The organism is Candidatus Thiosymbion oneisti (assembly GCF_004359955.1).
Lineage (GTDB): Bacteria > Pseudomonadota > Gammaproteobacteria > Chromatiales > Chromatiaceae > Thiosymbion > Thiosymbion oneisti.
Genome location: NZ_SMSC01000011.1, coordinates 98,126 through 115,855, shown reverse-complemented (window position 1 = coordinate 115,855; position 17,730 = coordinate 98,126). Strand labels below are relative to the sequence as shown.

Here is a 17,730-nt window from a genome sequence, read left to right as displayed (position 1 = left end):
TTAGTATTTCTACTACGCTGCACCAGCAGGAAAGGGTGAAATGCGATTCAGCGAGGCATGGTTGCGGGAGTGGGTGAATCCCGATGTGGATACTCGAACCCTGGCCGACCAATTGACGATGGCGGGGCTCGAGGTGGACGCGGTGGAACCTGCGGCCCCCGCGTTCAGCGACGTTCTGGTAGGTCAGGTCCGGGCCGTCGAGGCCCATCCCAACGCCGAGAAGCTGCGCCTGTGCCGGGTCGATGTGGGGTCCGGAGGGCCCTTGCAGATCATTTGCGGCGCTGCCAATGTGGCCGCGGATATGAAGGTCCCGGTGGCCATGCTGGGGGCACGTCTGCCGGGGGACTTGGAGATCAAGCGGGCCAGGCTGCGCGGCGTCGAATCCCTAGGGATGATCTGCGCCGCGAACGAGCTCGGACTCGCCGAGTCCTCGGAGGGCATCTTACCCTTACCTGCGGACGCCCCGGTGGGGGCGGATTTACGCTCTTATTTGGACCTTGACGACTGGTGCATCGCGCTCGATCTGACCCCCGACCGGGCCGATTGCCTGAGCCTCGCCGGCGTGTCCCGGGAGGTGGGGGCCATCAATCGCAGCCCTGTCCAGGGACCCCTCATCGAGCCCGTATCTCCCCGCAACGACGACTGCTTTCCGGTCCGTCTGGAGGCCCCCGAGGCCTGTCCCAGCTATGTCTGTCGGGTCGTCCGCGACATCGACCCCGACGCCGTGACCCCGCTGTGGATGCAGGAACGCCTGCGCCGCAGCGGTCTGCGCAGCATCGGCCCCGTGGTGGACGTTACCAACTATGTACTCCTGGAGCTCGGTCAACCGCTGCACGGCTTCGACCTCGACCGGCTGGACGGAGCGATCCGCGTGCGCATGGCGATGGCCGGCGAACGCCTGCTCCTGCTCAACGGCGAGGAGCTCGCGCTGCGGGACGATACCCTGGTGATCGCCGATCGCAACCGGCCCGTCGCCCTGGCGGGCATCATGGGCGGAGCCGAGACGGGGGTAACAACCCGTACCCGCCACATCCTGCTCGAGAGTGCCTTCTTCGCCCCCCGGGCTATCAGCGGAAGGGCTCGCAGCTACGGGCTGCATACCGACTCCTCCCACCGGTTCGAGCGTGGGGTCGACCCGGAGCTTCAGGCGCGGGCCGTGGAGCGGGCAACAGCACTGCTGCTGGACATCGTGGGCGGCAGGCCAGGGCCGGTCGCGGGCCTGAACGCGGAGGAACATTCGCCCCGGCGGAACAGGCTGCGCCTACGCCGCGAGCGGATCGGCAAAGTACTCGGGACGAAGCCGGCGGATGCGGCCGTCGAGGACATCTTCACCCGGCTGGGTATGCGGATCACACCGGCCTCCGACGGCTGGGATCTGGTTCCGCCCAGCAGTCGCTTCGACCTAGAGCTCGAGGTGGATCTGATCGCCGAGATTGGCCGCATCCAGGGTTACGAGCAGATCCCTGTGACCCATGCCGGCGCGGCGGCTACCATCAGGGCACTCCCCGAGACGGCATTCGATCTGGACCGCGCCAGACTGGCCTTGGTGGCCCGGGGTTATCACGAAGTGATTACCTACAGCTTCGTGAGCCCGGAGTTGCAGCATCGCATCGATCCGCGCCCCGAGACCCTGACCTTGTCCAATCCGCTCTCTCTGGATATGTCCGTCATGCGTACCAGTCTTTGGCCGGGACTGGTGCAGACGGCACGCCAAAACCAGGCCCGTCGGCAGGAGCGCGTGCGCATCTTCGAGAGTGGCCTGTGCTTCCTCCGTACCGGAGACAAGTTGGAGCAGAATGCGCAGCTCGCCGGTCTGGTCGTCGGTTTCTCGGCCCCCGTGCAATGGGGCATGCGGGTCCGCCCCGTCGATTTTTACGGCGCCAAGGCGGATCTGGAGGCCGTGCTCGGCTTGACCGGTAATCCGGAGCGATTCCGCTTTTTACCCGCCGCGCACCCGGCCCTGCATCCGGGCCAGACCGCCTGCATCGAGCACGACGGCCGCAAGATCGGTATGCTCGGTATGCTGCACCCGGCCTTGGCAGCGGAGCTCGACATCAAGGGCAATGCCTTCCTGTTCGAGGTCGCACTCGCCGAGCTGCAGACGGGCCCGCCGCCGGCATTCGAGCCGCCGTCCAGGTTCCCGGCCATCCGGCGCGACCTAGCGATCGTCGTCGCCGCAGAGGTAACCTACGACCAAGTGCGCGAGTGTGCGGCGAGTGCCGCCTCCGATCTGCTTCAGGACCTTGTCCTGTTCGACCTCTATCAGGGCCCGGAAACAGATTCCGGAAAAAAAAGTCTTGCCTTTGGATTGATTTTGCAGGCATCTTCCCGGACACTAACGGATCGGGAAGTCGATGCGACGATTTCCCGCGTGTTGGCGCAAATCAAAAGCGAACTCGGGGCGAAACTGAGAGATTGACACGATGGCACTGACCAAGGCCAACATGGCAGAGCACCTCTTCACCCAGCTGGGCCTGAACAAACGAGAGGCCAAGGACATCGTCGAGAGGTTCTTCGAACATATCCGCGCTGCCCTTGAAAAGGGTGAGCAGGTAAAGCTGTCCGGGTTCGGAAATTTTGATCTCAGGGAGAAGCGGCGGCGTCCCGGAAGAAACCCCAAAACAGGTGAGGAGATCCCTATCTCCGCCCGGCGTGTAGTCACTTTTCGTCCGGGACAGAAGCTAAAATTACGGGTGGAAGCCTATGCTGGAAACGAACAATAGCAGCAACGAGCTGTCGCCCATACCAGGCAAGCGTTACTTCACCATCGGTGAGGTGAGCAAGCTGTGCGGGGTCAAGCCGCACGTTCTACGCTACTGGGAGCAAGAGTTTCCCCAGCTCAAACCGGTGAAGCGACGGGGCAACCGCCGCTACTACCAACATCACGACGTACTCATGGTACGCCAGATCCGGAGTCTGCTCTACGAGCAGGGATTTACCATCGGCGGTGCCCGTCAGCAACTATCGGGTAAGACCGCTCACCAGGACGCCTCGCAAAGCCACCAGATCATCCACCAGTTGCGACTGGAGCTCGAAGAGATCCTGCAAATCCTCAAGCGCTGAACCGAAGGCGGCGAACCGGAGGCAGCGGTGGCGGCGTGGCTACCCGTCGCCTACCGGTTGTGCGGGAATCTTCAACGCATCTACCCCGTCTCTCGTGCCGAGTAGGCAAGCCATTCATGGCGACCAATCAAACGGCACTCAAGCCCTCCAGTTTTGCATGGCGTCTGGTGCGCGACCGGCTGCTCTCGGAACAGCAGGCACGGAACGCGCACCGGGAGGCACTCGAGCGCCGCCAATCGTTTGTCCAGTATGTGGTCGCAGAGGCACATCTGGACAGCGGACAAGTCGCCCTTGCTGCCGCCGATGAGTTCGGGGTACCCCTGTTGGATCTGGATGCCGTCGATCTTGCCGATCTCCCCCTGGACCTGGTCGATGAGAAGCTGGTGAGCAAGCACCGCGCCTTGCCCATCTTCCAGCGCGGCAATCGGCTCTCTCTCGGCATCTCGGACCCTACGAACCACCGCGCCTTGGAGGAGATCGGGTTCGCCACGGGCTTGGCCACGAACATGGTCCTGGTCGAGGAGGCAAAGCTTGCCGCCGCGCTCGAGCAGGCGATTGCAGCCCGCGACCGGGCCATGTCGGATATCCTGGATACCGACCTGGACAGCTTGGACACCACCTCCGAGGGAGAGGCGCAAGGGTACGACTCGGAGCTGAACGTCGACGATGCCCCCATTGTCCGCTATATCAATAAGGTCCTTATGGACGCCATCAGCAACGGGGCCTCGGATATCCACTTCGAATCCTACGAGAAGCATTGCCGCATCCGCTTCCGACAGGACGGTCTGTTGCGGGAAGTTTCCAATCCTCCGGTGAATATCGCCGCGCGCCTGGTGGCGCGACTCAAGGTGATGTCGCGCATGAATATAGCCGAGCGCCGGGTGCCTCAGGACGGACGCATCAAGCTCAAGATCGGCCGCGATCGGGAGATCGATTTCCGCGTCAACACCCTGCCGACCCTGCACGGGGAGAAGGTCGTCCTGAGAATCCTGGACGCATCGGCGGACCTGGTCGGCATCGATCACCTCGGCTTCGAGCCGGAGCAGAAATCCGTATTCTTATCCGCCATTCAAAAACCCTACGGCATGATTCTGGTGACCGGACCCACGGGCTCGGGAAAGACGGTTTCCCTATACAGCGCCTTGGATATCCTCAACCGATCGGAGGTCAACATCTCGACGGTTGAGGACCCGGTAGAAATCCGGGTGCCCGGAATCAACCAGGTCAACATGAATGTAAAGACAGGGCTCACCTTTGCGGCAGCGCTGCGGGCCTTTCTGCGTCAAGACCCGGATATCGTCATGGTCGGCGAGATTCGTGACCTGGAGACGGCACAGATCGCGGTCAAGGCCGCCCAGACGGGACACCTGGTGCTCTCCACCCTGCACACCAATGATGCACCCCAATCCCTGACCCGTCTGGCGAATATGGGCATCCCTCTCTACAACATCGCCTCCTCGGTTCACTTGATCATGGCCCAGCGCCTGGCACGGCGACTTTGCCCCCATTGCAAGGAGCCCGAGCGGCTTCCACGCGACGCCTTGTTGGAAGCGGGCCTCGGTAGTCATGAAATCGAGGCGGAGTTGACGATCTACCGCGCGGTCGGCTGTGAGCACTGCACCAACGGATACCGGGGGCGCGTCGGCATCTTTCAGGCCATACCGATTTCCGAGGCAATCGGGCGCCTGATTCTGGGAGGCGGCAATGCGCTGGAGCTCGCGGAGCAGGCCCGGCTCGAAGGTGTGATGGACCTGCGCGAATCGGGTCTAAGCAAGGTCAAATCGGGAATCACCAGCCTCGAAGAGATCAACCGGGTGATCAGGGACTAGGGTGTGTTGACATTAGAAGGTCCGCGTAACGGACCCTACACTAAACTGTTAGAGGCTGTCTAAAAACCAACACATTGATTTTCGGCTGGCTCCCCACGCTCCAGCGTGGGAGCAGATCCCGACGCTCCAACGTCGATTAAGCGTCTCGGTAGGCTAACCGACAACGCCTATCAGCACAGAGGAGCTAAGTCCGCCGGAGCGGACAAGACAGCGTTCCCACGCTGGAGCGTGGGAACGAGTGCGAAATTTACAGATTTTATGTCCTAAAATCAGTATCTTAATTTTTAGACAGCCTCTTAGGCTTCCAACCCCAAATCGAGCGCAAATGCAAGAGCACGCTTTATCTTGGCCCTACATCATCCGGGAGCTTCCCGAGTCGGCGCTCAAGTCGTACTCTTGGCAGTGAACCGAGTCCCTGCACATTTGCTACCGAATCACGGTCGAGAGATCTGATCCTTGGCAGCGTAACTTCGTATCGACTCTGCCTATTTTGGGTCGTCAACGGCACATAGAGTACCAATGCACGTGGCGGGTCTCCGGGTCAGTGCGCGATACGATGACGACCGGGCGAGTTTTTGCCGCTAACCCCAGATCGGCAAGTCACACGTCACCGGATTGCGGGTTCATCAAGCATATCCAAGGCTTCTTGCTCTACACCACGCGACTGCCGCACCTGTTGCGCTGTCTCAGGTTGCCAGTGGCGTAATTTGGTGTCCAATTGTTCTGCCAAGATGTCCATCAATGGGCTCTATCACCTCAGAAGCCTCCCCTCTGCTTACGGCAGTCGCCACGCAGGGCACCGCTGCATGCATAGGAAAGGCAAATCTCGTCGGTCGACAACTTTATGCTGCTGACAATACACTTTGTCCTATAATCTCTATAATATTATACTACGGAAGCGTAGCAATAGGAAAGGGGCCAGGTTCAATTGATGGATCGTTTTTCACAGATCATTCGCCCAACATTTGGCTGCAAGCGACCCAATGCCGCGGTCTAGCTCCTCGGTAATTTTCAAGCTCAGTGCCACGCGGCATTGGGCGCCTGAACCAAGCCGTTATGCGAACAAGGAAATGAAGTGACTGATAAAAAGAAAGAATCAGGAAATAACTATGATCCCGAGAATATTCGCCAAGAATACATCGCTGTTGTTGGTTATCATGGATCACTCGTTAACAGCCGTTTTACTATAGCTGGGTTGTATGTTGCCGCAATTGGATTTTTGGCTGGTGCTATATTAGCGAAGGATGTTTCATGGATTACTAGGGCGGGAGGGTCCGGATTGGCATGTTGGTTAACACTAAGCCTCTGGATACTTGAGTTAAGGAGTCGTGCGTTGTTCACAAATGTTGCTCACAGAGGAATTGATATTGAGCATAATTACTGGAATCTAATAGATGATGAGTGGTTTGATGGGTTCTTCAGTAGGCAATATAAGGAACCGCCAAACCACGATCACTTGAGTGAAACTTTAGCTAGGCGTATGGAACCGGATAGACCGAGATTTGGCTGGTCAAAGAAGCCTTTGTCTCAATCAATTTCTAAATTTGTTAGTCACAGTATGGGGTTAGATCTCTTATATGCGGGTAGTGGAGTATTTTGGTTAGCCCTGTTTATTACCTCTATTGTGAAAATTCTAAGTTGCTAAAGAAGTTGCGCATAATAATCACATTCAGCCAACCCACAAAAGCGCCGCTTCGCTCTGCTTTTACGGTCGGCTGATTTGAGATATCCTACCCAACCAACTGTTGGAAAGCCTGGTAGGTCGAAATCGGGATCGGGATCGGGATCGGGATCGAAATCGGAATTGCGATTCCGATCCCGATTTCGGGTATGACGTATCTCAATCTACCTGGCTACCTACTGACTGAATGGACCAGGAACCCTCGCTGATGGCGAACCGATTGCGACCGCTTTGCGTTGATTCGCGTTCATTCGCGGAAAAAAATGATCCCCATGTTATCGGCACCTCGGTACTGCTAGACTAGGCGCTGATGGCACTGACCAAGACGCGGAAACCGAAGGCCACCGGGCCATCCGTTTTTATCTGGGAGGGTCTGGATCGCGGCGGCACACGCGTCAAGGGTCAGATCCAGGCGGCAACGCTCGCCTTAGTGCGGGCGGAACTGCGCCGCCAGGGCGTCAGTCTCCTCAAGATCAGGAAGAAGCCGCCCCCCTGGTTCGGCGGCATCGGGAACAAAATCCGGAGCGCCGACATCGCCGTCTTCAGCCGCCAACTGGCGACTATGATGTCCGCCGGCGTCCCGCTGGTACAGGCCTTCGACATCATCGGCCACGGTCACGACAACCCGCGCATGCGGGACCTGGTGCTGGCGGTCAAGGCCGACATCGAAAGCGGCACCTCCCTCACAGAGGCACTACGCAAGCACCCCCTCCATTTCGATGAGCTCGTCTGCAATCTGGTGGCAGCAGGCGAGCAGGCCGGTGTGCTCGACCTGCTCCTGGACAAAATCGCCACTTATAAGGAAAAGACCGAGTCGCTCAAGGGCAAGATCAAAAAGGCCCTGGTCTATCCCATAGCCGTCATCCTGGTGGCAATCCTCGTTACGGCCGCCATCATGCTGTTCGTGATTCCCCAGTTCGAGGCCTTGTTCACAAGCTTCGGAGCGGACTTGCCCGCGTTCACGCGCCTGGTGATTGCGATTTCGGACCTCATGCACCAATGGTGGTGGGGCCTCTTACTGGCGCCGGCGGTACTCTACTTTTCCATCAAGACCTTCTGGAGACGCTGGTCCGGGTTCCGGGAAATCCTCCATCGCCTCGGTCTCAAGCTCCCCCTCGTGGGACCTGTCATGCACCAGGCAGCCGTCGCCCGCTTCGCCCGCACCCTGTCGACCACCTTTGCCGCCGGCGTGCCGCTGGTAGAAGCCCTGGAATCGGTCGCCGGGGCGACCGGCAACCTCGTCTACTCCCGAGCGGTGATGCAAATGCGCGAAGAAGTGGCCACCGGCCAGGCGTTGCAGCGCTCCATGCACCGACGCAACCTCTTTCCCCATCTGGTCGTCCAGATGACCGCCGTCGGTGAGGAGTCCGGCGTCCTGGAAGACATGCTGGCCAAGGTAGCGGATTTCTACGAGGAAGCGGTCGATAATGCGGTGGACGGCCTCAGCAGCTTGCTAGAGCCCATGATCATGATCGTCATCGGCACCCTGGTGGGCGGGCTGGTGATCGCCATGTATCTCCCGGTATTCAAGCTGGCCGCGGTCGTGTGACAATTTTTATTCTTTACCGCCAGAACGAAATCTGAAATAACATTCGAGGAAGTTGCAGATTCGGTACCCACCCATCAGGCACAAAAAAACATTCGCGTAATTCGCGTGATTCGTAGTTCCACATGCGCCAGCTTAACACTCTCTACCTCTTGATCCTGATCCTGCTCGCAGCAACGGTCGAGGTGCAGGCCTTCACCTTCACCGCCCCCTTTCCGGGTGCGTCCGGTCGTGATCAGCGGCCACCGCAGGGGCCTGAATCCTGGCAGTACCGACCCCAGGATTCGAGCAACGCCCGCGGCATCCCGCCGGGTTATCAACCACCCGGGCAACCACCAGGGGCACCGTCGCGCTGGATGCCGGGACAGCCGTCGAACCAACCACCGGGGACGCCGCCGCATCAGATGCCGGGGCAAAGACCAGGCTACCAGTACGGTTGGCCGGGACAGTACCAGGCGCCTTATGGCCAACCGGCGGCGCGACGGGCCGAGCCACTGGTGGTAGAGCTGGAGCTGAGCGACCATCAGCCTTACGTGCAGGAAAACGTCCTGCTCAAGCTGCGGGTGGTCAGCGATCGCAACCTGGCCACCGCCACCCCGGAGTTGCCGAACAGCAACGACGTGCTGCTGCAGAAGATCGGAGACCCCAAGGCATACTCGCGCACGGGTGCACAGGGTAGCCGGGAGATCGTCAACGAGTTCGTCTATATCCTCACGCCGTTGCGTGCGGGAACCATCGAGGTCCCACCCCTGCGGGTTACCGGTACCTTATACGGAAACGGCCTCGGATACGGACCGACCGGCAATCGGCGTTTCGAGGCCACCAGCGTGGAGACCACACGCTTGCAGGTACGCCCGGCGATGGCATCGGTACGTCCCTGGCTCCCGCTGCAGGACCTGACCCTGAAGGCTACGCTCGACGGCGATCAGGAGGTGGAGCAGGGCAAGCCGGTTACCCTGACCCTGGAGCTCACCGCGGTCGGGGCCACCGGTGACCAGCTGTCCAGCCTGGAGTCCCTGTTGCGTTCCCCGGATTTCCGGGTCTATCGGGAACAGACCCTGAACGAAGGCCACCTGTCTCAGGATGGGCGTCGCCTTGAAGGCCGACGGACGGAGTATTTCACCCTGGTACCCCGTGCCGGCGGCAGGTTACAGCTGCCGGAGATCCGTCTCCCCTGGTGGAATGTCACCACCGGCACCAAGGAATACGCCGGGCTACCCATCCATACCCTCCAGGTGGACGGTGAGACCGGCCGCTTTGGCCTATCCCCTTCGGCCGCGACCACCGGGGGCGGGGGCTTAAGCTGGTTCTGGCTACCACTGGCGGGAATCGTCTTTCTCCTGCTCGGCTACTGGGGGGGCGTCTGGTACCAGAGGCGTGCTCCCAGGGTATCCGTCGGGACAGGTGGAGGCCCGGCACTGCGTGAACGCCTCGGCACTGGTCTGACCAGGCTGGTGACGACCGTAGCGACCAACACCGCGGAGCTGACCAAGCGCATGGACCCCACACCGCTGTTCGGACGCATCCAATCGCGATTGAGCAACTCCTTGCCGCCGTCCACCCGGTTCCTCCGTTGCGTCCACGCGGCCAACCAGGAAGATGAACCCGCGGCCTGGGCCGAGCGCTTTCAGGACCTGACCCGCCGGCACTTGCAGTTCGATACCCGGACCCCGCTGCCGGGCATTACCGGCAAGATCCTGGCGTTGCGCCCCGGTGCCGATCCGCAACAGCTCGGGCGCCTCATGCAGCAGCTCGACGGGGCCCTCTACGGTAACCAGGATATCGACTTCACGCGCTGGAAAAAGCAGTTCCACAATCAGATAGGACGCCGGCGCGGCCTTATCAGCTCGAGCGGCAGGGGGCTCCATCTGACCCGAGCCCGCCTGCCCGCGCTCAATCCCCAGACCGGCTGAGCGCACATCGAGGCTACCTTAAAGAAAATACAGGGGTAGTGGTAAATTTTTAAATGGTTAGCGTAGAGTGGTTCATTATGCCCCATTGCTTGATTTGATCCCCTCTCCCCGGCCCCCTCGCTGCGCTCGGCGCGGGCTCTCTCCCGGGGAGAGAGGGAGTGCAGCTTGTGGCGTGCCCAACCCACTGCTAGTGGCGATGTTTCCATTTAAATTTTAACCACTACCTAATTCTGCAGGATACCCACAAGTATGTTATGACCACCAAACAAGACCATTCGGGCTTTCTGCCTGATGAATTGACCGATCTGGAAAATCCCCAGACGGATATTCCCCGCATAGCTAAGGATGAAAGCCTGTTAAATAAAATTGAATTTGCAATTCAACAAATACCCACACACCATGATCTATTCCAAGCGGATTCACGCGGGCTATCATTTATCCCTGATGAATCAGTGCATCTTGTGGTAACTTCGCCCCCGTATTGGACACTCAAAAAGTATCGAGATCATGAAGATCAACTAGGGAGTATAGAAAACTATGAACGCTTCCTAAAAGAACTGGATAAGGTATGGGCGCATTGTTACAGAGTGCTGGTTCCCGGCGGCAGGGTCGTATGTGTTGTTGGTGATGTGTGCCTATCCAGAAGAAAAAATAAAGGGAGGCATACGGTTATTCCACTTCATGCCTCTATTCAAGAACACTGCCGTAATATTGGCTATGACAACCTGGCTCCCATCATCTGGTATAAGATTGCGAACGCACAATATGAAGCAAATGGCAATGGTACCGGATTTCTTGGCAAACCCTATGAGCCGAATGGAGTTATCAAGAACGATATTGAATATATTCTGATGGAACGTAAACATGGAGGTTACCGGAAACCATCGGTTGCAACCCGTGTATTATCCGTAATTTCCGATGAAAATCATAAACAATGGTTTCAGTCCATATGGTTTGGTATCACAGGTGCATTGACCAGAAACCATCCAGCGCCATACCCGGAAGAATTAGCGGAGCGTTTGATTAGAATGTTCAGCTTTGTAGGAGATATTGTATTAGACCCATTTATGGGCACGGGTACAACAGTAGTAGCTGCTGCGAAGTGGGGAAGAAACAGTATCGGGGTAGAACTTGATCCACAGTATTTCGAGTCTGCCGAGAAGCGGATCCACAGAGCGACGAGATCACTCTTCTCATGTGCGGAAATCAATACGACAACAAGTAAAGAAACAGCATGAATTATTCTGACCAACTGTCAAAAGCAATAGAGCATTTCTGGAGGACACGACTTGAACAGGGCAAAAAACAAGGTTCGACTACTGGAGTTAAAGACGCGGGTGGTCGGAGTGCTGTAACCGGCGGTGCACAACTTGATGGTTTTATTGAATTACTGGCAACCATCCTTGAACGTGCCGGGTTGCCGGACTATACAATATTCACTAAGAAAACAGTATTGCCGGGTTATTTCAGGCCAACAAAGGATTGGGACTTGATCGCTGTTGTCGATGGAGAACTGCTGGCTACTGTTGAATTCAAATCCCATGTTGGCCCTTCATTCGGTAACAACTTCAACAACCGTGTTGAAGAAGCATTAGGGAGCGCTATCGATGTTTTGACAGCGTACCGTGAAGGTGCCTTCAAGCCTTCACAAAAACCGTGGCTAGGCTGGTTGATACTATTGGAAGATACTTGTAAGTCTCAAAGCTCAGTACAGGTATCGGAACCCCATTTTAAAGTGTTTAAAGAATTCAAAAAAGCATCCTATGTAAAACGGTATGAACTATTCTGTGAGCGTTTAGTGCGTGAACGATTATATGATGCGACCTGTTTGCTGTTGTCTGACAGGGATGGGGGAGTGAGGGGTAAATATTCCGAACCGAACAGGGAAATCAACTTCAAGAAGTTTGTAACATCTTTGAGTGCGCATACAATGGCATTTGTAAAGATGCATGAATGAAAAACCGTGTAATTAAGAGGGTGGGGGGCTATGCCTGTCTGTCATTGTCAGTCGGGTAACCGATTGACAAGCAAAGCCGGAGCGGCGATTTCGGTTTGGCTCTTTATGGATTCCAGACTGGTTAGGATATTTTGCGCAAATTTGCCTTCTCAGCAAGCCAGAGGGGCGGCGTATAACTTGCTGTTATTGTTGAGAAAAGGCTACCTGTTCCGTCATCGGTCATCGTGCTACCGACTGTCGTCCTCTTCGACCAGTCTGGAATCCATAAAGAGCCTTCGGTTTTACACCTGGTATGACCGAATCATGCGGCCCGAGGTGCTTGCGGCGGCGTGTGCCCGAGCGCGCGGCAAGCGGCGGGGGATAATCAACTCGGAACGGAGTCTGATTCTGATCCCCAAGCTGATTAGGCCGGTCAATGGTCAGGTCCGAGGATGGGCGAATTACTTCGGCAACGGCCAGAGTCGTCCCGCCTTTCGAGCCATGAACTGGTTTCTCCAGCACCGCTTGGTGCGACACCTGAGAGGCTGTCTAAAAACTAATCCATTGATTTTAAATCGGTAGGCTGGGTCGAGGGACGAGACCCAGCAAACCAGGCTGGCCCATAAACGCTGGGTTTCGTACCTCAACCCAGCCCACTCTTGACTCTGGCCTACAGCCTTTTTTAGACAGCCTCTCAGCCACCCCGGTGAAATATGCGGGCTAGGGTACTGCTGGTGGATGGGCCTGTATCTGCGTTAGCGTTTGACCATGTGGTAGTCGAACTTCTCCGTGAAGACCCGAATCTCGCGAATGTGGGTATGAGATCCCGGATAGTGTCGATCAGTCCAGGCCGAAAACCGGGATGTTTGCAGATCGCTACAGATACCCGATGGATTGGATCAGGTTGCTCAGGCACAATCCGAGCCTTCTCTTTGGGTTTGTCGTCCTGTTCTCGCTCGCGGTCGGCAGCTTTCTGAATGTCGTCATCTATTCAAGCTGGCTGCGGTGGTGTGAAATTGCTACCGGCTACCAGTTGCCAGCTCCCGGCAGTAGCGGAATCATTCGAGCCACAAAGGCGCGAAGGACGTAAAGATTTTTCGTAGGGGCACCCCTTGCGGGTACCCAGGTTGTGAGATGCGGTTCGCTACGCTCATCGCATCCTATATCCTCCATCCCCGAGAATCAGCAGCCCACGAGAGAGTCCAACGATGATCGATGATCGGTTCTCCTGCCGCTCCGAGGCCTACGACGCTTCGGAGGACATACCAACGAACAGCTCCGACGAGGCAACCCTCGGTGACCTCATCAATGCCCGTTACAATCGCAGGGCGGTCCTCAAAGGCGCCTTGGGGGTAACGGCAATGAGCGCCCTTGCCGCAAGTCCTCTGGCGCTGTTGGCCGGCAGTGGCGAGCAGGGCAACCCTGCCGCCGCGCGCTTTGGCTTTTCCGAGATCGAGCACGGGGTGGACGAGACCCACCACGTGGCCCCCGGCTACGGCGCGGACATACTGATACGCTGGGGGGACCCGGTTTTACCTGACGCTCCCCCGTTCGATCCCAACGGGCAGAGCGCCGAGGCCCAGCGCAAGCAATTCGGCTACAACAACGACTTCGTCGGCTACATCCCCTTACCCTTGGGCTCCGACAACTCGGAACACGGCCTACTCTGTATCAACCACGAGTATACGAACAAGGAAGTGATGTTTCCCGGTCTGGGCAAAGAGGGCAGTTGCGTCACCAGGGAGATCGTCGATATCGAGATGGCCTGTCACGGCAGTTCCATCATCGAGACCAGGAAACAGGAGGGCAAGTGGCAGGTAGTCCCGGACAGCAAATATGCGCGCCGCATCACGGCCCTGAACACACCGATGGCCGTTTCCGGGCCTGCCGCGGGCCACCCGCGCCTGCGGACCTCCGCCGACCCCACGGGCAAAAAGGTGATCGGCACCATCAACAACTGTGCCGGTGGCATCACCCCCTGGGGCACCTACCTGATGGCCGAGGAGAACTTTCACGGCTATTTCCTGGGGGATCTGGAAAACCACCTGCTACAAACCCCCGTCGACAATGACGGCGGCAAGTCTAGTGCCGATAGCAAATGCGTCGGGAAACATCCCGAGAAGACCAACTACGCCCGCTACGGGGTACCGAAGAGAAACTATGCCTGGGGGAAGTTCCACAAGCGTTTCGATGTCAACGCCGAGCCGAACGAGGCCAACCGCTTCGGTTGGATCGTAGAAGTGGATCCGCTGGATCCGGCGTCTACGCCAGTCAAGCGCACGGCACTAGGCCGGTTCAAGCATGAAGGTGCCGAGAACATCGTCAACGGCGATGGACGCCTGGTGCTTTATTCCGGGGACGATCAGCGCTTCGAGTACCTTTATAAGTTCGTCTCCGCCGGTCGGGTCGATCCCGACAACCGCGCCGCGAACCGGGATCTGCTGGACGAGGGTACCCTATTTGTCGCCAAGTTCCACCGTGACGGGACCCTCACCTGGCTGCCCCTGACCTTCGGTGCAAAGGGGTTGACCCCGGAAAACGGCTTCCATAGCCAGGCGGATGTGCTGATCGAGACCCGGCGTGCAGCCAGCGTGCTCGGCGCTACGCCCATGGACCGTCCCGAGGACGTGGAGCCTAACTCCCACACCAACCGCGTCTATGTAATGCTCACCAGAAATTCCAAACGCAATCCGGATCAGGCAGATCCGGCGAACCCACGGGCGAATAACATCTGGGGGCATATCCTGGAGCTTACCCCCGCCAACGGCGACCATAGCGCCGACAGCTTCCGGTGGGACATCCTGATCAAGGCCGGAAACCCGGCTGTCGAGGGCGTCGCCGCCATGTGGAACCCGGCCACCAGCGAGAACGGTTGGTTCTCCTGCCCCGACAATTGCGCCGTCGATCACCAGGGCCGGCTCTGGGTCACCACCGATCAGGGTCACAACTGGAAGAAGGCATCGGGCACCGCGGACGGCATCTGGGCGCTCGCAACGGACGGCGAGGGCCGCGGCACCGGCAAGATGTTCTTCCGTGTCCCCGTGGGTGCGGAGCTGTGCGGCCCCCGCTTCACCCCTGATAGCCGAACGCTCTTCGTCGCGGTCCAGCACCCCGCAACCGACGGCACCAAGGACTTTCCCGGCTTTGCGCGCGCTTCCACTTTCGAGGACCCGGCCACCCGCTGGCCGGATTTCAACCCCGAGATGCCGCCGCGCCCCTCGGTGGTGGTAATCACCAAAGACGACGGAGGCGTGATTGGAAACTGATGGGAATGTTGTTAGTACCAGGTCCCTGATAGTGTCAATCGATCCAGGCCGGAACAGCGGGATGTTTGCAGGTCGCTACGGATAACCGATGGATTGGATCACGCTGCTTGAGCACAACTCAGGCCTTCTCTATGGGCTAGTCGCCCTGTTCTCGCTGGTTGTCGGCAGCTTTCTGAATGTCGTCATCTACCGTCTGCCCAAGATGCTGGAGTATGACTGGCGTCAGGAGTGCGCGGCCTTGACCGGAAAGGAAGCAGCGGCGCCACAAGGACCACGCCTATCGCTTGTGTATCCCCCTTCCCGCTGTCGCCATTGTGGCCACCGGATACGGGCGCTGGAGAACATCCCGCTCTTGAGCTATCTGGTCCTACACGGACGTTGTTCATCCTGTGGTGGGGCGATCGGCCTGCGTTGTCCCCTGGTAGAGGCTGGCACGGCGCTGCTGTCCGTCCTGGTGGTCTGGCGCTTCGGTATCGGCTGGGAGGGCGCTGCCGCCCTGGTCCTGACCTGGTGCCTGATTGTATTGGCGGTCATCGACCTGGATACCCGATTGCTGCCTGATGTCATCACCTTGCCCACCCTATGGTTGGGCCTTCTGTTGAGCCTCGGCGGTTGGTTTACCGATAGCCGTTCCGCTATTCTCGGGGTCGTTTTGGGGTATCTCAGCCTGTGGAGCTTCTTCCACCTGTTCCGCCTGCTGACGGGCAAAGAGGGCATGGGATTCGGCGATTTCAAGCTGCTCGCCATGCTCGGGGCCTGGTTGGGTTGGCAGTACCTGCCCCAGATCATCCTGCTCTCCGCGTGCGTCGGGGCCTTGGTGGGCACTACCTTGATCCTGGTGCGGAGGCGGGACCCTCGGATACCCATCCCCTTCGGTCCTTATCTAGCGGCTGCGGGCTGGATCGGCCTCATGTGGGGAGATGCAATCAATCGCGCCTACCTCCAATGGGTGGGATTGGCGTAAACTCGTGGCTTCGATAGCGGAAGGACTTCCGAGAGATACTGTCACACGGCACAATCCGAGCTTTTGAATTTCCCCCTCACCCCCGCCCTCTCCCGAAGAGAATGTCGCAAAAGCCCATCCGTAGGCTTTTGCGGTGCGGAAACGGAATATCGTGATTTCCCGTTTCCTTTGCCGATGGTAAGTTGTCCGTAGACATTCGAATTCATAATTGGAGGTTTTGAATATGGAGGGTAAAGAAAACACCGGGGATGTGGCTTACTTCGAACAATGGAACATATATCGAAAAGTCATAAAATATAATTATATGTTTCATGCAGAAATAATCGATATCGTCAGGCAAGAGATTTATGATTTGAAGGATATATCCGTACTTGATTTAGGGTGTGGCGATTCTCATGTATTGGTATCCAGTATCGATAAGGCCCTGAATTTTCAATATTTGGGAATAGATACGGCTAAAGATGCGATTCGATTTTCTGAAAAAAACTTGAGCAGTTGCAAGGGGGATGCAAGGCATATCAATGGTGATTTTTTCGTTGAGCTTGAGAAATTGACGGGTGGTTTCGATGTGGTAATTTCTGGATATTCATTGCATCACTTGAATAGAGAAAAAAAGGAAAAGTTCTTTTCTCTTGTATCCAATCTTCTATCCGATCTTGGCGTCTTCATATTTTATGATATCGAATCGAATATAGGAGAGTCTCAAGTTGAATATAAAACAAGAACATACCGTATCTTACGCAAAAATTGGAAGCAGATTAATGGTAATGAAATGGATATTATTATAAATCATATAAATAATTATGACATGCCTGAAAATGAAGATTTTCACATGGAAAATATGAGTAAAAATGGATTCATCAATATAAAAAAACCCTTTAAAGATAAGTATGATTTGTATTCTTTGTATGTCTCAAGAAAGCACAGTAGGTTAAGGTGAGGGACGAACCCCAACATCGTAGGCTGGGTTACTACAAACGATCGAGATCGAGTGCGGGATTGTTTAGATCACCCTCTCTCCAACCCCTCTCCCCCAAGGAGAGTGCCGCAAAAACGGTGGCGTTAGCTATCAGTCCGTGAAGTTTAACCACAGAGGACACAGAGAATTGGCCTGTACCTTTCTCTGTGTTCGTTCTCGTTCCCACGCGCCGCGTGGGAACGCGGAAGCTCCGCGCCGCACAGAGCATCAGGCTGGTGTCCACCATTGCGTATACACGGGAACCGAACCTGCCGGCGGTCCGGCGTTATCCGGTGCGGCCCACAAGGCGTCTGCTCTGACCGTTGCCGACAGCTGGTCATGGGGTGCGTAAGCCGTCTGAAAGACGGCGGTCCCAGCGTCCCCGCAACCGCCGACTTTGTCGGCCCCTGGGACCGCCGACATGTTGTCGGCCCCTGGGATCGCCGACATTTTCTCGTTCCCATGCGCTGCGTGGGAACCAGAGACCGGGAGCGGGGCTTTTACGACACCTTCCCCCAAGGAGAGTGTCGCAAAAACGGTGGCGTTAGCTATCAGTCCGTGAAGTTTAACCACA

Annotated in this window: 15 protein-coding genes; 13 read left to right on the top strand and 2 right to left on the bottom strand. The window is 57.3% G+C overall.

What is annotated here, in order from left to right; genetic code table 11:
* The first annotated feature begins 40 nt into the window (after positions 1–40).
* From pheT to pilB, 4 genes are all read left to right on the top strand, one after another.
* Positions 41–2,419: a phenylalanine--tRNA ligase subunit beta gene (gene pheT / locus E1958_RS08150; RefSeq protein WP_133511442.1), complete on the top strand. Its 2,379-nt coding sequence runs from the start codon at positions 41–43 to the stop codon at positions 2,417–2,419.
* 4 nt (positions 2,420–2,423) lie between these two features.
* The gene (gene ihfA / locus E1958_RS08145; protein ID WP_089725531.1) at positions 2,424–2,723 is read left to right on the top strand and encodes an integration host factor subunit alpha; all 300 of its coding nucleotides are present in this window, start codon (positions 2,424–2,426) and stop codon (positions 2,721–2,723) included.
* Complete coding sequence (locus E1958_RS08140; protein ID WP_133511441.1) at positions 2,704–3,063, top strand: MerR family transcriptional regulator; 360 nt, start codon at positions 2,704–2,706, stop codon at positions 3,061–3,063. The genes ihfA and E1958_RS08140 overlap by 20 nt, the downstream gene beginning before the upstream one ends.
* Positions 3,064–3,179: 116 nt before the next feature.
* Positions 3,180–4,892: a type IV-A pilus assembly ATPase PilB gene (pilB, locus tag E1958_RS08135; protein ID WP_133511440.1), complete on the top strand. Its 1,713-nt coding sequence runs from the start codon at positions 3,180–3,182 to the stop codon at positions 4,890–4,892.
* Between the two features lie 340 nt (positions 4,893–5,232).
* On the opposite strand, the gene E1958_RS21960 is transcribed toward pilB, so the two are convergent.
* On the bottom strand, positions 5,233–5,412 hold the full coding sequence (locus E1958_RS21960) for a type II toxin-antitoxin system PemK/MazF family toxin (protein WP_207787647.1): 180 nt from the start codon (positions 5,410–5,412) through the stop codon (positions 5,233–5,235).
* A 555-nt stretch (positions 5,413–5,967) separates the two neighbouring features.
* Here E1958_RS21960 and E1958_RS08125 point away from each other — a divergent pair.
* The 9 genes from E1958_RS08125 to E1958_RS08085 all read left to right on the top strand — a co-directional run bounded on the left by E1958_RS08125 (position 5,968) and on the right by E1958_RS08085 (position 17,138).
* On the top strand, positions 5,968–6,537 hold the full coding sequence (locus tag E1958_RS08125; RefSeq protein WP_133511439.1) for a hypothetical protein: 570 nt from the start codon (positions 5,968–5,970) through the stop codon (positions 6,535–6,537).
* A 346-nt stretch (positions 6,538–6,883) separates the two neighbouring features.
* The gene (locus E1958_RS08120; RefSeq protein WP_133511438.1) at positions 6,884–8,122 is read left to right on the top strand and encodes a type II secretion system F family protein; all 1,239 of its coding nucleotides are present in this window, start codon (positions 6,884–6,886) and stop codon (positions 8,120–8,122) included.
* 122 nt (positions 8,123–8,244) lie between these two features.
* Positions 8,245–10,032 (top strand): BatD family protein, encoded by a 1,788-nt coding sequence (locus E1958_RS08115; RefSeq protein WP_133511437.1) that lies wholly within the window; start codon positions 8,245–8,247, stop codon positions 10,030–10,032.
* Positions 10,033–10,286: 254 nt separating this feature from the next.
* Positions 10,287–11,270 (top strand): DNA-methyltransferase, encoded by a 984-nt coding sequence (locus E1958_RS08110; protein WP_133511436.1) that lies wholly within the window; start codon positions 10,287–10,289, stop codon positions 11,268–11,270.
* On the top strand, positions 11,267–11,989 hold the full coding sequence (locus E1958_RS08105) for a PaeR7I family type II restriction endonuclease (RefSeq protein WP_133511435.1): 723 nt from the start codon (positions 11,267–11,269) through the stop codon (positions 11,987–11,989). The genes E1958_RS08110 and E1958_RS08105 overlap by 4 nt, the downstream gene beginning before the upstream one ends.
* Before the next feature lie 30 nt (positions 11,990–12,019).
* Positions 12,020–12,550, top strand: a complete 531-nt coding sequence (locus E1958_RS21955) for a group II intron maturase-specific domain-containing protein (RefSeq protein WP_133511434.1) — start codon at positions 12,020–12,022, stop codon at positions 12,548–12,550.
* A gap of 626 nt (positions 12,551–13,176) precedes the next feature.
* On the top strand, positions 13,177–15,234 hold the full coding sequence (locus E1958_RS08095; RefSeq protein ID WP_133511433.1) for a PhoX family protein: 2,058 nt from the start codon (positions 13,177–13,179) through the stop codon (positions 15,232–15,234).
* Positions 15,235–15,322: 88 nt separating this feature from the next.
* Positions 15,323–16,198, top strand: coding sequence for a prepilin peptidase (locus E1958_RS08090; RefSeq protein ID WP_133511432.1), 876 nt, complete (start codon positions 15,323–15,325; stop codon positions 16,196–16,198).
* Positions 16,199–16,421: 223 nt separating this feature from the next.
* Positions 16,422–17,138: a class I SAM-dependent methyltransferase gene (locus E1958_RS08085; RefSeq protein WP_133511431.1), complete on the top strand. Its 717-nt coding sequence runs from the start codon at positions 16,422–16,424 to the stop codon at positions 17,136–17,138.
* A 246-nt stretch (positions 17,139–17,384) separates the two neighbouring features.
* Here E1958_RS08085 and E1958_RS08080 read toward each other — a convergent pair whose 3' ends face one another.
* On the bottom strand, positions 17,385–17,606 hold the full coding sequence (locus E1958_RS08080; protein ID WP_133511430.1) for a hypothetical protein: 222 nt from the start codon (positions 17,604–17,606) through the stop codon (positions 17,385–17,387).
* Positions 17,607–17,730 lie beyond the last annotated feature (124 nt).

Excerpts from the sequence above, each read along its gene's own strand:
- pheT (WP_133511442.1), top strand. The coding sequence starts at position 41 with ATGCGATTCAGCGAGGCATGGTTGCGGGAGTGGGTGAATCCCGATGTG.
- ihfA (WP_089725531.1), top strand. The coding sequence starts at position 2,424 with ATGGCACTGACCAAGGCCAACATGGCAGAGCACCTCTTCACCCAGCTG.
- E1958_RS08140 (WP_133511441.1), top strand. The coding sequence starts at position 2,704 with ATGCTGGAAACGAACAATAGCAGCAACGAGCTGTCGCCCATACCAGGC.
- pilB (WP_133511440.1), top strand. The coding sequence starts at position 3,180 with ATGGCGACCAATCAAACGGCACTCAAGCCCTCCAGTTTTGCATGGCGT.
- E1958_RS08120 (WP_133511438.1), top strand. The coding sequence starts at position 6,884 with ATGGCACTGACCAAGACGCGGAAACCGAAGGCCACCGGGCCATCCGTT.
- E1958_RS08115 (WP_133511437.1), top strand. The coding sequence starts at position 8,245 with ATGCGCCAGCTTAACACTCTCTACCTCTTGATCCTGATCCTGCTCGCA.
- E1958_RS08110 (WP_133511436.1), top strand. The coding sequence starts at position 10,287 with ATGACCACCAAACAAGACCATTCGGGCTTTCTGCCTGATGAATTGACC.
- E1958_RS08105 (WP_133511435.1), top strand. The coding sequence starts at position 11,267 with ATGAATTATTCTGACCAACTGTCAAAAGCAATAGAGCATTTCTGGAGG.
- E1958_RS21955 (WP_133511434.1), top strand. The coding sequence starts at position 12,020 with ATGCCTGTCTGTCATTGTCAGTCGGGTAACCGATTGACAAGCAAAGCC.
- E1958_RS08095 (WP_133511433.1), top strand. The coding sequence starts at position 13,177 with ATGATCGATGATCGGTTCTCCTGCCGCTCCGAGGCCTACGACGCTTCG.
- E1958_RS08090 (WP_133511432.1), top strand. The coding sequence starts at position 15,323 with ATGGATTGGATCACGCTGCTTGAGCACAACTCAGGCCTTCTCTATGGG.
- E1958_RS08085 (WP_133511431.1), top strand. The coding sequence starts at position 16,422 with ATGGAGGGTAAAGAAAACACCGGGGATGTGGCTTACTTCGAACAATGG.
- E1958_RS08080 (WP_133511430.1), bottom strand. The coding sequence starts at position 17,606 with ATGTCGGCGATCCCAGGGGCCGACAACATGTCGGCGGTCCCAGGGGCC.